The organism is Nocardia sp. JMUB6875 (assembly GCF_041154655.1).
In the GTDB taxonomy this organism is placed as follows: domain Bacteria; phylum Actinomycetota; class Actinomycetes; order Mycobacteriales; family Mycobacteriaceae; genus Nocardia.
Genome location: NZ_BAAFGR010000057.1, coordinates 13343 through 26099 on the forward strand (window position 1 = coordinate 13343; position 12757 = coordinate 26099).

Below are 12757 nucleotides of genomic sequence, written 5' to 3' on the forward strand. Positions count from 1 at the left end.
GGTGAGGATTTCCCACCCCTGCGGTGGGTGGGGGCGGCGGCGTGGGATTTCTACGCTGAGGCCATGACGCAACCGCTTCCGCCCGCGGGCTGGTACCCCGAGCGCGGCGTTCTCCGGTGGTGGGACGGCTATCGGTGGACCGAGCGCAGTCAACCGCTGCCGGTGAGAACCACAGCGACACAGCAGGTTTCGGTTGATCCGCGGGTGCTCCGGGAACTGGTACTGGTGTTTCGGCACAAAGCGGAACTGATCGAGCATCACGGGTGGGACATCGTCGACGGTGATGGGGCGGCGGTCGGATCACTGGTGCCGATCGGGGCGAAAACGCTGGAACGGCTCGCCGGTTCGAATGTCGAACTTCGGGACGAGCACGACGCGCTGATCCACACGATCACCGACGGCGTCGTCCGGTTCAAGTCCGTCGCGCGCATCGCGGGGCTCGGCAAGATCACCCAGGGCTGGTCGGCGAGAAGCAAGTTCACGCTCAGCGACGAGAACGACCGGGTTCTGGGCACGATCCAGTGCACCCGGCTCCTGGTCCACCCGCTTCGCGATCCGTGACGCCGACAACGCGCAGATCGGCACCATCGATTACCAGGTGGTGCCGCAGAACCGCATTCTGATCGATCGATACGAAATGTGGGTCCGCCTCGATCGCCCGCTCACCGATCCCCTCGCCGGTTTGGTCCTCGCCGCAGTCCCCCGCGCCTATCGCGCCATCCGCTCCCGCACCACGGGAACCTGATTCAGCGCTGAGGCCAGCCGCTCGGATTGCTCACGGGGCGGTCCACTTCGACGGGGACGATCGAGCGCGTCTCGTATTGGGTGGACAGGACGATGTGGGTTTCGATGGTGCCGTGTTCGCCGATGCGCTCGGCCAGGCCCTCGAAATGCTGGAGGGTGGCGGCGCGGACCTTGAGCAGGGTGCAGTGGCTGCCGCTGAGCTTGTGGACCTCGACGACCTCGGGATAGTCCTCGGCGGTGCTGGTTTTCAGCAGGCATTTGCCCAGGGCGCAACGTAATTGGATGAAGGCGAGGACGGGCAGGCCGGTGCGCCGGGGATCGACGCGGGCCTCGTAACCGGCGATCACGCCCGACTCCTCGAGGCGGCGTACCCGATCGGCCACGGCGGGGGCGGAGAGGTGGACGCGGCGGGCCAGTTCGTTGTACGAGAGGCGGGCGTCGGCTTGGAGTTCGGCGAGGATGTTCCAGTCGGTCTCGTCCAGGGGTTTGTTCGCGTGCAAACCGATTCCTTCCGAACGCCTTGCGATCGGCAACCGGAGCGGCCGAATCTCCTTGACCATCATATTCTTTGCCACCCGCACGGCTTCTAGCGTTTTCTCATGACCGCAATCGAGACCGAGCCGGTGCTCAAACGCCGGTGGCTGGTGGCGCTGTTCCTGGGCGCCGCGGCAATGAGCCTGACCATGGTGACCGCCTCCACGATGGGCACCCTGGTGGCCGCCGACGCGCTGGGCCCGGCCTGGTCGGGGTTACCGAGCGCGGCCGGTGTGCTCGGAACCGCGCTCGGGGCATCGGGATTGACGGCGGTCATGGCGCGCCGGGGTCGGCGGGCGGGTCTGGTGAGCGGATACACCGTCGGCGTGGCCGGTGGGCTGTGCGCGGTGCTGTCGGCGGTGACGGTGTGGTTGCTGATCGTCGGCATGGTGCTGCTGGGCGTCGGCAATGCGGCGGCTCAGTTGTCCCGGTACGCGGCCGCCGACCTGCGGCCGGGACGGCCGGGTGCGCTGCTGTCGGTGGTCGTGTGGGCGGGAACCATTGGGGCGGTGGGCGGTCCGCTCCTGCTGGCCCCGCTGTCGGCGGCAGCGGTGGCGGTGGACCGTCCCGCGCAGACGGCCGTCTTCCTGCTCGGCGCGGTCTCCGTGACGCTCGCGGCCCTCACCGCGACCACCCTGCGCCGCGACACATCCACCGCCCCAACGGATTTCCCGACCCGTCGCCCGCCCATGCGGCTGGCCCTGACCGCCATGCTGGCCGCGCAGGTGGTCATGACCACGATCATGACCGCCGCGCCGCTCGCCATCCACGAGCACGGCCACGGCCTGCACATCGTCGGCGTGATGATCTCCGCACACACCTTCGGCATGTTCGCCCTGGCACCCCTGTCCGGGCTGCTGTGCGACCGCTTCGGCGGCCGTCCGCTGATCGTGACCGGCCTTGCACTACTGGCGATCTCGGCTGCGGGGGCCACCGTGGCGGGCGCCCTCGGCGGCCCCCTGCTCGCCATCGACCTGTTCCTGCTCGGCTACGCCTGGAACCTCGCCTACATCGGAGCCAGCAACCTGCTGGCGGGCAACCTCCCCGAGACCGAACGCATGCACATCCAGGGAGCCGTCGAATCACGGGTGTGGGGCGGATCCGCCTTGGCCACACTGGCATCCACCGCGGGCTACGCCCTCGGCGGCTATCTCCTCCTCGCCGCCGTATCGCTCGCGATCCTGGCCATCCCGGCGGCCCTGCTCAACCGATCCCGCGCACCGCGCGCAGGATCACCTCGGCGGCCGCGTCGGGACGTGACACCGTGACCGCGTGCGAGGCGGCGACCTCGGTGGTGTCGGCTCCCGCGCGCTCGGCCATGAAGCGCTGGGCCTCCACAGGGATGTTCTTGTCCTCCGTGGTGAGCAGCGCGAAGGACGGAATGGTCGTCCAGGCGGCGGCCGCGGCCGGTTCCTGGAGGGCGGCCAGGGCGACGGGGCGCTGGGTCACCGCCATGGTGGCAGCGATGGGCGCGGGAACATCTCCGGCGAACTGCTGCGGGAATTCGTCTCGGCGGATGTAGAGCTCGGTGGCCTCGGTGCCGTCGGCCGCGGGGTAGGAGGCGGGGCGCGTGGTCGGGCCGAGGGTCGAGCCCGGGAACTTGTCGGTCAATTCCAGCGCGCTCTCACCGGCCGCCGGAATGAAGGCTGCGAGGTAGACCAGCGCCTTGACCTGCGATTTTCCCTGTGCGGCAACGCTGATGACGCTGCCGCCGTAGGAATGCCCGGCCAGCACCACCGGGCCGTCGATGCTGTCCACGACGGAGGCGATGTAGGCGGCGTCGGACGTGAGGCCGCGCAAGGGGTTAGCGGCGGCGAGCACCGGGATGGCCTCGGCGGCCAGAATTTCGATGACGCCGTTGTAGCTGGAGGAGTCGGCGAAGGCGCCGTGCACCAGCACCACGGTCGGGGTGGTCGTCATAGGGGATCGAATCCTTTCCGCGACACCGGAAGTCAGGTGTGGTGCCGCGGATTCAGTTTCATCCGGAAACATCTCGCCGTGCCCCGCCGTACGGGCCGTGAAGTCCACGATTCAGGACACGGCAGCAATGGGGGCTTCCGGCCCGTCCGCCCAGCTCGCCGACCCGGTGGTCCGGAAGCGCTGCTGATACGCCCGCGGCGAAATGCCCAGGCGCGCGATGAAAGTCCGGCGCAGCGCCTCGCTGCTGCCGAAGCCGGCGGCCATCGCCGCCTCGGTTACCGACGCGCCGTTGTGCAGCAGGTCGCGGGCGACGCCGAAGCGGATGAAGGCCACGTATTCGGCCGGGGACCGCTCCAGTTCGGACCGGAACAGCCGGGTCAGGTGGCGCACGCTGACCCGCGCGTGCGCGGCCAGGGTCTGAACCGTATGAGGGAAGGCCGGATCCGCGCAGATCAGATCGACGACCCTGCGCACCAGCGAACTTCGCGGCACCGGCCCGGCCAGCGAGGCCGAGAACTGCGACTGGCCGCCCGCCCGCTGCATGTACACAACCAGCAGCTGGGCCGTGCGCCGCGCGACATCCGCGCCGTGATCCTCCTCGACCAGCGCGAGCGCCAGATCCACCCCCGCCGCGACACCGGCCGAGCTGTACAGGTTCCCGTCCCGCACGAAGATCGCGTCGGCGTCCACCTCGACCGCCGGGAATCGGCGGGCCAGATCCGGCGCGAACTTCCAATGCGTGGTCACCCGCCGCCCGTCGAGCAGCCCGAGCTCGGCCAGGATCGCCGTCCCACTGCAGATCGACACCAGTCGCCGCGTGCGCGCGGACAGCTGCCGGGCCGCCGCGAGCACCTCCGGCGTCACGAACACCGAGGACGGCAGCTCGCTGCCCGGAATCACCACGGTGTCGAACCGCCCGGCCTCGGCCGCGGACCCCGCCACCGCCACCCGCGCCCCGATCGAGGTCTGCACCTCGCGCCCGTCGGGTGAGAGCAACACCACCTCGTAGCCGTGCACCGCCTGATTGGCCTCCATGAAAACCTCGGCGGGACCGGCGAAGTCGAGCATCTTCACGCCGTCGAAGACGAGGATCCCCACCCGGCGGCGGGTCGAATCGGAAGATATGGGTGACATATCCACGAGTATTCTGGAGGCGCGCCTCCAGAACAAGAGAAGTGCGCGAGATCGCATATTGATACGGTGATCCCCATGGGCAGACCACGGCAGTTCGACGAGCAGACCTTGCTCGACGCCGCGATCGAGCTCTTCTGGGCCCGGGGCTTCGACACCACCTCGGTCGAGGACGTCTCCCGCGCGACCGGCATCGGCAACGGCAGCCTCTACGGCGCCTACGGCAACAAGCGCGGCCTGTTCCTCGCCGCCTTCCAACGCTACTGCGACCAACGCGCCCGATTCGTCCGCGAGGTCATCGAATCCGCCCCCGGCTCCGCCCGCTCCGCCGTCCGCACCCTCTGCCAGGCCGTCATCGACGACTGCGCCGCCCACCCGGACCGCCGCGGCTGCCTCATGATCAACAGCATCGCCCACCTGGGCACCCGCATCCCCGAGGTCGCCGCCATCGGCGAGCGCACCACCGCCGCCATGGAAACCGGCGTAGCCAACCGCCTCCGCACGCCCATGGCCACCGCAGGCCCGGTAGACGAATCCCTGCTCTCGGCCCTGAGCGCCAACATCATCATGACCACCCAGGGCCTCATCCAACTGAGCCGCATGGGCGTGACCTCCTCCCGCCTAAACGAGATCGCCGACGTGTCCTGCGAGATTCTTCCCCCGGCCTGGGCCGACCGGCAGCCGTGAGGCGATGCCGCGTGATCGGCCGCCGACGCGCCGGTGCGATCATGCTTCGTATCGAGTGAGATCGTTCCCCCGCCGACGCAAGGGAGTGAGTTCATGAGCATCGCCATCGAAAAGCTGACCAACCCGGCCGTACGGGCCTTTGTCGAAGCGCTCAACACCGGCGACCGGGCCGCCTTCGCCGCGGTTCTCGCGCCCGGGGCGACGATGTCCGACGACGGTTCGGATCGCAATGTCGACGACTGGACCGAGCGGGAGATCTTCTCCTCGAACGGGCATATGGATATCGAGTCGCAGACCGCCGACGGCCTCGGCCTGATCGCCGACTATCGCAATGACACCTGGGGCGCGATGCGCACCGCGTGGCGGTTCGTCGTCGAGGGCGGCAAGGTCAGCCGGTTCGAGACCGGGCAGGCCTAGCGCCCCACCGGCGAAACAACGAGCGCCCCACCGGCAGAACCGATGGGGCGCTTGGTCGTTCGACGCTCAGGCGATCACTCCGCGTAGGCGTCCAGCGGCGGGCAGGAGCAGACCAGGTTGCGGTCGCCGTACGCGCCGTCGATGCGGCGCACGGACGGCCACACCTTGGCGCGGGCGTGCTTGACACCCTGCGGGTAGACGGCCTTTTCGCGGCTGTAGGGGTGGTTCCATTCGCCGACAAGGCATTCCGCGGTGTGCGGGGCGCCGCGCAGCGGGTTGTCGTCGACCGGCCAGACACCGGCGGCGACCTGGTCGATCTCGCCCTTGATGGCGATCATGGCCTCGATGAAAGCGTCCAGCTCTTCGAGGTTTTCGCTCTCGGTGGGTTCCACCATGAGGGTGCCGGCGACCGGGAAGCTCATGGTCGGGGCGTGGAAGCCGTAGTCGGCCAGGCGCTTTGCCACATCGTCGACGGTGACGCCGGTCTGCTTGGTGATCTCGCGCAGGTCCAGGATGCACTCGTGGGCGACCATGCCGTTGTCGCCGGTGTAGAGCACCGGGAAGTGCGGATCCAGCTTGCGGGCAATGTAATTGGCCGAGGCGATGGCGGTGAGGGTGGCGCGGCGCAGGCCGTCGGCGCCCATCATGCGGATGTAGGCCCAGGTGATCGGGAGGATCGAGGCCGAGCCGTACTTGGCGGCCGACACCGCGTGCGAACCCTGCTCCAGTGGATCGCCCGGCAGGTACTTGGCCAGGTGCTCGCGCACCGCGACCGGGCCGACGCCCGGACCGCCGCCGCCGTGCGGGATGCAGAAGGTCTTGTGCAGGTTCAGGTGGCTGACATCGCCGCCGAACTTGCCCGGACGCGCCAGTCCGACAAGGGCGTTGAGGTTCGCGCCGTCCACGTACACCTGGCCGCCCGCCTCGTGCACCAGCCCGCACAGCTCGGCCACCTCGTGCTCGTACACGCCGTGCGTGGACGGGTAGGTGATCATGATGCAGGCCAGCCGCTCGGCGTGGTCGGCGATCTTGGCGCGCAGGTCGTCGAGGTCGATATCGCCGTTGGGGCTGGTCTTGACGACCTCCACCCGCATGCCGACCATGGCCGCGGAGGCGGCGTTGGTGCCGTGCGCGCTGGCGGGGATCAGGCACGTATCCCGGTGCGAGTCACCGCGATCCAGGTGGTAGCGGCGAATCGCCAGCAGGCCCGCGTACTCGCCCTGGCTACCGGCGTTGGGCTGCAACGAGACCCGGTCGTAGCCGGTGACCGCGCACAGCCAGCCCTCGAGATCGGTGATCAGCTTGATCAGGCCCGGCGCGTCCTCGACCGGCGCGTACGGGTGCACCCGGTTGAAGCCGGGCCAGGTGATGGACTCCATCTCCGCGGCCGCGTTCAGCTTCATGGTGCACGACCCCAGCGGAATCATGCTGCGGTCCAAGGCGATGTCCTTGTCCGAGAGCGCGCGCAGGTAGCGCAGCATGGCGGTCTCGGTGCGGTACTTGGTGAACGCCGGGGCGGTCAGGAACTCCGAGGTGCGGACCTCGATGTGCGGGCGCTGCTTGCCGTGGAAGAGTGCGCCTTCCGGCCCGACCGGGATCTCCGCGCCGAAGCAGTCCAGCACCGCGACCACATGGGTGTCGGTGGTGACCTCGTCACACGCGATGGCGACGTGATCGGCGTCGACGAGCCGCAGGTTGATCCCGTGCCCCTTCGCCTTGGTCACAATGGCTTCGGCGCCGCCGGGCACGTTCACCAGCACGGTGTCGAAGAAGGTCTGGTGCACGACCGCGTCGCCGAGCCCGGCGGCCAGCCACTGCGCGTGCCCGTGCACCCGCCGCGCCAGCGAGCGCAGCCCGTCGGCGCCGTGGTAGGAGGCGTACATGGCGGCCAGAATCGCCAGCAGCACCTGCGCGGTACAGATGTTCGATGTCGCCTTCTCACGGCGAATGTGCTGCTCACGGGTCTGCAGCGCGAGCCGGTAGGCCAGGCTCCCGTCCGCGTCCACCGACACGCCGACCAGTCGGCCCGGCAGCTGGCGCGCGTGCGCGGAATGCACCGCGAGGTATCCGGCGTGCGGCCCGCCGTAGCCCAGCGGCACACCGAAGCGCTGTGTGGTGCCGAAGCAGGCGTCCGCGCCCTGCTCCCCCGGCGGCGTAATCAGTGTCAGCGCAAGCAGATCCGCGCCGACCGCGACCAGCGCGCCCCGCGCGTGCGCGGCCTCGATGACCGGAGCCCAGTCCACGATCCGCCCGGACGCGCCCGGCTGCTGCACGATCACGCCGAAGAAGTCGCCCTCGGGCAGCGCGTCATCGGCCAGGTTCGCCTCAACGATCTCGATGCCCAGCGGCTCGGCGCGCGTATACAGCAGCGTCCGGGTCTGCGGGAAGAGGTCGGTGTCGATGAGCAGCCGCTGCGACTTGCTCTTGCGGTTGGCCCGCTGCAGCAGGGTCATGGCCTCGGCCGCCGCGGTGGCCTCGTCCAGCATGGACGCGTTGGCCACCTCCATGGCGGTCAGATCCGCGACCATGGTCTGGAAGTTCAGCAGCGCCTCGAGCCGGCCCTGGCTGATCTCCGGCTGGTAGGGCGTGTACGCGGTGTACCAGGCCGGGTTCTCGACGAGATTGCGCAGCAGCACCGGCGGGGTGAGGGTGTCGTAGTAGCCCAGCCCGATCATGGAGGTGGCCACGGTGTTCGAATCGGCCAGCGCCGCAAGCTCGGCCAGGGCCTCGTGCTCCGAGAGCGCCGGGGGCAGCGCGTCGAGGCCATTGCCGGCGGGCGCGTCCAGAATGCTGGCGGGCACGGCCTTGGTGGCGAGTTCGTCCAGCGACTCCACGCCCACGGTCTCCAGAATGCGGCCGGTCTCACCGCTGTCGGGGCCGATGTGGCGGTCGGCGAAGGATCGAGTCCAGATCACGGCTGCTCCAAGGGGTGGGCGGGTATCGACCCGAGGGCCGATGCTTCGTCTGCCCTCCCCCTCTGTCCTCGATGCCTGAGAGATTCGGACCCCGGCCTTGCGGCCGTTGACCTTTCACCATGGGCGGGTGACGCGCGGCCACCGCTTTCCAGAGGCGTCGAAACTCCGCACGGTCCCTTGTGCCTGAGAGATTGACGGGGAGGTGCTGCTCCTTCGGCGTCCGAGGCTACCCCCGGAACTCTCCCGCACGGCTGCGACGCACTCGCCAGTTTAAAGGGCGTCAAGTTACGGCAATGTTGCCTGGGCTGCGTTTCACATCGCGAGCCCACCCGGACAACGAAAATGCGCGCCGCCCAACGGACGACGCGCATCGAAAAACGGATGTCTAGCCGGTCTTGCTCATCCGGGCCTTGCGGCGGAAGGACAGCTCGTCCTCGGGGCGATCCGAGGTGGAGCCCGCTTCGGCGCGCTCGGCCGGGAAGTTGGCGATGGCCCCGGTCAATTCGCGCATCGCACCGCTGACCGCGATGCCGAAAACGCCCTGTCCGCCCTGCAGTAAATCGACCACTTCCTCGGCGGAGGAGCACTCGTAGACGGTGGTGCCGTCGGAGAAGAGGGTGATGCCGGCGAGGTCCTCGACCCCGCGGCTGCGCAGATGGTCCACGGCGATGCGGATGTTCTGCAGCGAGATACCGGCGTCGAGCAGGCGCTTGACGATCTTCAGGACCAGGATGTCCTTGAACGAGTAGAGGCGCTGGCTGCCGGATCCGGTGGCACTGCGGATGGACGGGACGACCAGTCCGGTGCGGGCCCAGTAATCGAGCTGGCGGTAGGTGATCCCGGCCACCTGGCAAGCGCTGGGCACGCGGTATCCGACCAGTTCGTCCGGCACCGTGTCATCGGGGAACAGCCCTGGCTGCACCACATCCTGAGGTTGCGGTTGATCTCCCACTGACTACTCCCTTACTGCTTGCCTATCAGGGCTGGGCTCTGTCAATCGACTCTGGAGCGTTGGCCTATCAATCGAGGCTACTCTCCTGATTGTTGCGGGAGAATCGGGTCCGTCCAAGCATGATCGGGCCGCGTGTTTTTAACCCTAAACCTGAGGTAGAGACACGGATTTGTCTCGTTTCGAGCTCAGCCCAAGATCATCGCCAGGTCAGCAGTTGGTCAGCTGTCCGTGGCCTTGAAATCATCGGGAGATACCGATTCGAGAAACTCCTTGAACTTCTCGACCTCGTCCTCGCGCTCGTCCGGCATGACCAGTCCGGCCTCCTCGAGCACCGGCTCCTCGGCATAGATCGGGCAGCCCACCCGCAGCGCAATGGCCACCGAATCCGAGGGCCGCGCGGAGATGCGTAGGTCGTTCTCGAAGACCAGGTCGGCGTAGAAGGTGCCCTCCTGCAGATCCACGATCCGCACTTCCTTGAGGGTGTGGCCGAGCTCCTTGATCAGGATCTTGATCAGATCGTGGGTGAGCGGGCGGATCGGGGTCACGCCCTCCTGCTCCAGCACGATCGCGGTGGCCTCGGCTTGGCCGATCCAGATCGGTAGGTAGCGATCACCGGAGACTTCACGGAGCAACAGCACGGGCTGATTCTGTGGCTGCTCGACACGGATGCCGATCACACGCATTTCGCTCATCGCACTGCCTCCCAAATCCACACCGGCCGCCAGCCCCCGGCTGTAATACCGAGTCTAGGCGAAGATTTCAGCCGCCGAGGGAAGCGCGCACAGAGGTCTTCACCAGGCAGGTGTGCAGCGTCAGCGACAATGCCGCCAACTCGCGCACCGTCTCCTCGGCCCGCGCGCGGGCATCGGCGTCGCGGCTCTTGGCGATCGGGGCCGCGATCTGTGCGACCATGGCGGCCTCGCGATCGGCGGCCAGCTTGAAGGCGCGCAGATGCCTTGCCTCCAAACCGAATTCGCTCAGCGCCTTGGCGGTGCGGGCCAGCGTGACCGCGTCACCGTCGAAATAGCCTGCCGCGCCGGGGGTGATCAGGTTGGCGCGGATCAGTTCGGTCAGGAACTTCTCGTCGATGCCCGCCTGATCGAGCAGATCCGCCCGGGTGATCCGGATTTCGTGATCGAACCGGAGTTCCTCGGGCGATACCTCACCGGGCACCGCGTTCAGCCGCCGCAGGCGGCCATTGCCGTTGGCGGCCAGGCCATCTGTCGAATCGGGCATGCCCCCGACCCCTCCCACGGCGTTCGCCCGGGCCCGGGCCTCCCGGACCCCGAGCGTCGCCGCCCCGCTGTCGATCGCTTCGAGCTGTTCCTTGATCACCTTCAGGGGCAGGTACTGATCCCGCTGCGCGGTCAGCACGAAGCGCAGGCGCTCGACGTCCGCCACGTGAAAGCGGCGGTACCCCGAGGGCGTGCGCTCCGGGCTGATCAGACCCTCCGATTCCAGGAATCGGATCTTGGAGATGGTGATGTCCGGAAAATCCGGACGCAGGAGATCCAGCACGGAGCCGATCGACATGCCTCCGCGCGTCCACTGCGCTGCGCCAGTCATTCCGCTCGGTCCTATAGCGCCGAGTCGCTCGTCGCCGGTCGCGGACCCGTCAGGAAGACGAGGCGGAACTTGCCGATCTGGACCTCGTCACCGTTCTGCAGCTCCGAGGAATCCACCGGCTCCCGATTGACGTAGGTGCCGTTGAGGCTGCCCACGTCGACCACCTGGAAAGTGTCGTCGTCCTGGCGGAATTCCGCGTGGCGACGGCTGACGGTGACATCGTCAAGGAAGATGTCGCTGTCGGGATGGCGTCCCGCCGAGGTGGTCGGCTGGTCGAGCAGGAAGCGCGAACCGGCGTTCGGGCCACGCTTGACCACCAGCAGGGCCGCGCCCGCGGGCAGGCCCTCCACTCCCTGTACCGGCTGCTCGCCGGTCTGCTCGGTGCGCGACGTGTCGACCTCGTTCAGGAAGTCGGCGCGGAACACCGAAGTGGTCTCTGCTGCCGTCTCCTGGTAACCCGGGTCCTTGTTCTCGCTCACCCTTGCTCTCCTCCTCGAACCGAATAATCCATGCAAGCAATTGGTGCCCTCAGCGATGCGGCACTCCGGCCGCTCCCCGCTTCGGGTAGGTCCGGAAAATCCGGGCACCGGCTGCGCGCACTTCTGTTGGCATTGACCGTACCCTGCCAGGGCGTACCCGTGCAGGTAGAACTGTGAAGGCTCCTTCAGCCTCCGATAACTCCTTGATAACCTGCGGCATCCAGGAGCTTTCCGAGCGCGGCGTCGAGCGCCTCGGCGGAGTCGGCCTCGATCTCGAACAGCCAGCCGTCGCCGTAGGCGTCGGAGTTCACGGTCTCGGGCTCGGCGTCCAGAACCTCGTTCACCGCAACGACTTTCCCGGCGAGCGGGGCGTAGATGTCGGACACGCTCTTGGTGGACTCGATCTCGGCGATGCTGTCACCGAGCGCGACATCGGAGTCGACACCGGGCAGCTGCACGAACACGACGTCACCGAGCTGCGACTGCGCGTAATCGGTGATCCCGACCCGCACCCGGGTCGGACCCACTTTGCTCACCCACTCGTGTTCTTCGGAGTAGCGCAAATCCTCGGGTACTGCGGTCACAGGCAGTGTCCTTTCAACGGGCGTTCCTCTCGGGATCGTCGTCGATCCGTCGGGCACACCCTATCGGGAGTGATCATGGTGTGGCACGGGCGGTATCGCTCGGGCCCGCGGGCGGGATCGCTCGGGCCACGGCGACGGCCTTGCCGACGTAGAGGATTCCGGTCCAGACGTAGACCGCCGTGCCCCAGACCAAGAATGCCCCACCGAAGGCGCGGCCGAAACCCGCGGCGGCCCAGTCCATCTGACCCGCCAGCAACCACGGCAAAGCGGACATGAGGGCGAAGGTGGCGGCCTTGCCCAGGTAGATGACGTCCGGCGGGGGCAGGTCGCGGCGTTTGTAGATGCCGAGGGTGACCGTCAGGATGGCGTCGCGGCCGACCAGGATGAGCACCACCCACCAGGGCAGAATGCCGCGAATCAGGAAGCCGCCCAGGGTCGCCAGCAGGTAGAGGCGGTCCACCAGCGGATCGAGCAGGGCGCCCAATCTGGACGATTGGTCCAGCAGCCGCGCCAGCTTGCCGTCGAGCCAGTCGGTGATACCGCTGAGAACGAGCAGGGTGAAGGCCCAGCCGTCGGCCTTCTCGACCAGAAGCAGCCACAGGAAGACGGGGACGCCGATCAGCCGTATCACGCTCAGCACGTTGGGCACGGTGAATATCCGGTCGCTGTAGACCGGTTCGGCGTTCCGCTCGGTAGTCACAGACCGGTCTTACCGCAATCACCGCGGCATCTCCATCCGGGCACGCCGCCTGGCCACCCCCGCACCGAACAGATATGGTCTGCGCCATACGCAGGTGAGAGAATCAGACCCGATCCTTCTCATCCAGG

At 67.9% G+C, this 12757-nt stretch carries 15 protein-coding genes and 1 riboswitch; of the genes, 5 read left to right on the forward strand and 10 right to left on the reverse strand.

The annotated features are described in order from the left end of the window. Window positions 1-63 precede the first annotated feature (63 nt). Both ACAM49_RS16840 and ACAM49_RS16845 read left to right on the forward strand, forming a co-directional pair. Window positions 64-561 (forward strand): DUF2510 domain-containing protein, encoded by a 498-nt coding sequence (locus ACAM49_RS16840; RefSeq protein WP_369636457.1) that lies wholly within the window; start codon window positions 64-66, stop codon window positions 559-561. Between the two features lie 37 nt (window positions 562-598). Then, on the forward strand, window positions 599-745 hold the full coding sequence (locus ACAM49_RS16845; RefSeq protein ID WP_369636458.1) for a hypothetical protein: 147 nt from the start codon (window positions 599-601) through the stop codon (window positions 743-745). Between the two features lies 1 nt (window position 746). Here the strand turns inward: ACAM49_RS16845 and ACAM49_RS16850 are convergent, their stop codons facing one another. Then, window positions 747-1244: an Lrp/AsnC family transcriptional regulator gene (locus ACAM49_RS16850; protein WP_369636459.1), complete on the reverse strand. Its 498-nt coding sequence runs from the start codon at window positions 1242-1244 to the stop codon at window positions 747-749. A gap of 99 nt (window positions 1245-1343) precedes the next feature. On the opposite strand from ACAM49_RS16850, the gene ACAM49_RS16855 reads away from it, so the two are divergent. Beyond that, window positions 1344-2546 (forward strand): MFS transporter, encoded by a 1203-nt coding sequence (locus tag ACAM49_RS16855; RefSeq protein WP_369636460.1) that lies wholly within the window; start codon window positions 1344-1346, stop codon window positions 2544-2546. Here the strand turns inward: ACAM49_RS16855 and ACAM49_RS16860 are convergent. Then, window positions 2482-3198: an alpha/beta fold hydrolase gene (locus tag ACAM49_RS16860; RefSeq protein ID WP_369636461.1), complete on the reverse strand. Its 717-nt coding sequence runs from the start codon at window positions 3196-3198 to the stop codon at window positions 2482-2484. The genes ACAM49_RS16855 and ACAM49_RS16860 overlap by 65 nt on opposite strands. A gap of 111 nt (window positions 3199-3309) precedes the next feature. Then, window positions 3310-4332, reverse strand: a complete 1023-nt coding sequence (locus ACAM49_RS16865) for a GlxA family transcriptional regulator (protein WP_369636462.1) — start codon at window positions 4330-4332, stop codon at window positions 3310-3312. A 75-nt stretch (window positions 4333-4407) separates the two neighbouring features. Here ACAM49_RS16865 and ACAM49_RS16870 point away from each other — a divergent pair, with 75 nt between their 5' ends. Both ACAM49_RS16870 and ACAM49_RS16875 read left to right on the forward strand, forming a co-directional pair. Further along, on the forward strand, window positions 4408-5016 hold the full coding sequence (locus ACAM49_RS16870) for a TetR/AcrR family transcriptional regulator (RefSeq protein ID WP_369636463.1): 609 nt from the start codon (window positions 4408-4410) through the stop codon (window positions 5014-5016). A 93-nt stretch (window positions 5017-5109) separates the two neighbouring features. Then, window positions 5110-5433 (forward strand): nuclear transport factor 2 family protein, encoded by a 324-nt coding sequence (locus ACAM49_RS16875; protein ID WP_369636464.1) that lies wholly within the window; start codon window positions 5110-5112, stop codon window positions 5431-5433. A 74-nt stretch (window positions 5434-5507) separates the two neighbouring features. Here ACAM49_RS16875 and gcvP read toward each other — a convergent pair whose 3' ends face one another. The 7 genes from gcvP to ACAM49_RS16910 form a co-directional block, all read right to left on the reverse strand. Beyond that, window positions 5508-8348, reverse strand: a complete 2841-nt coding sequence (gene gcvP, locus ACAM49_RS16880) for an aminomethyl-transferring glycine dehydrogenase (RefSeq protein WP_369636465.1) — start codon at window positions 8346-8348, stop codon at window positions 5508-5510. Between the two features lie 160 nt (window positions 8349-8508). Further along, a riboswitch (glycine riboswitch) is annotated at window positions 8509-8604 on the reverse strand. A 129-nt stretch (window positions 8605-8733) separates the two neighbouring features. After that, on the reverse strand, window positions 8734-9300 hold the full coding sequence (locus ACAM49_RS16885; protein ID WP_040807816.1) for a MerR family transcriptional regulator: 567 nt from the start codon (window positions 9298-9300) through the stop codon (window positions 8734-8736). Between the two features lie 218 nt (window positions 9301-9518). Continuing rightward, the gene (locus ACAM49_RS16890; protein ID WP_040807814.1) at window positions 9519-9992 is read right to left on the reverse strand and encodes a bifunctional nuclease family protein; all 474 of its coding nucleotides are present in this window, start codon (window positions 9990-9992) and stop codon (window positions 9519-9521) included. A 67-nt stretch (window positions 9993-10059) separates the two neighbouring features. Continuing rightward, window positions 10060-10833 (reverse strand): MerR family transcriptional regulator, encoded by a 774-nt coding sequence (locus ACAM49_RS16895; protein ID WP_369636477.1) that lies wholly within the window; start codon window positions 10831-10833, stop codon window positions 10060-10062. Between the two features lie 44 nt (window positions 10834-10877). Beyond that, window positions 10878-11345: a glycogen accumulation regulator GarA gene (garA, locus tag ACAM49_RS16900; RefSeq protein ID WP_213555026.1), complete on the reverse strand. Its 468-nt coding sequence runs from the start codon at window positions 11343-11345 to the stop codon at window positions 10878-10880. Between the two features lie 185 nt (window positions 11346-11530). Further along, window positions 11531-11935: a glycine cleavage system protein GcvH gene (gene gcvH, locus ACAM49_RS16905; RefSeq protein ID WP_369636478.1), complete on the reverse strand. Its 405-nt coding sequence runs from the start codon at window positions 11933-11935 to the stop codon at window positions 11531-11533. Window positions 11936-12002: 67 nt separating this feature from the next. After that, a complete protein-coding gene (locus ACAM49_RS16910) occupies window positions 12003-12629 on the reverse strand; it encodes a CDP-alcohol phosphatidyltransferase family protein (RefSeq protein ID WP_369636466.1) in 627 nt (208 codons plus the stop codon). Window positions 12630-12757 lie beyond the last annotated feature (128 nt).

Bases quoted from the DNA above. Each gene is read 5' to 3' on its own strand.
- ACAM49_RS16870 (WP_369636463.1), top strand. From the start codon at position 4,408: ATGGGCAGACCACGGCAGTTCGACGAGCAGACCTTGCTCGACGCCGCG.
- ACAM49_RS16865 (WP_369636462.1), bottom strand. From the start codon at position 4,332: ATGTCACCCATATCTTCCGATTCGACCCGCCGCCGGGTGGGGATCCTC.
- ACAM49_RS16875 (WP_369636464.1), top strand. From the start codon at position 5,110: ATGAGCATCGCCATCGAAAAGCTGACCAACCCGGCCGTACGGGCCTTT.
- ACAM49_RS16895 (WP_369636477.1), bottom strand. From the start codon at position 10,833: ATGTCGATCGGCTCCGTGCTGGATCTCCTGCGTCCGGATTTTCCGGAC.
- ACAM49_RS16890 (WP_040807814.1), bottom strand. From the start codon at position 9,992: ATGAGCGAAATGCGTGTGATCGGCATCCGTGTCGAGCAGCCACAGAAT.
- ACAM49_RS16840 (WP_369636457.1), top strand. From the start codon at position 64: ATGACGCAACCGCTTCCGCCCGCGGGCTGGTACCCCGAGCGCGGCGTT.
- ACAM49_RS16860 (WP_369636461.1), bottom strand. From the start codon at position 3,198: ATGACGACCACCCCGACCGTGGTGCTGGTGCACGGCGCCTTCGCCGAC.
- ACAM49_RS16855 (WP_369636460.1), top strand. From the start codon at position 1,344: ATGACCGCAATCGAGACCGAGCCGGTGCTCAAACGCCGGTGGCTGGTG.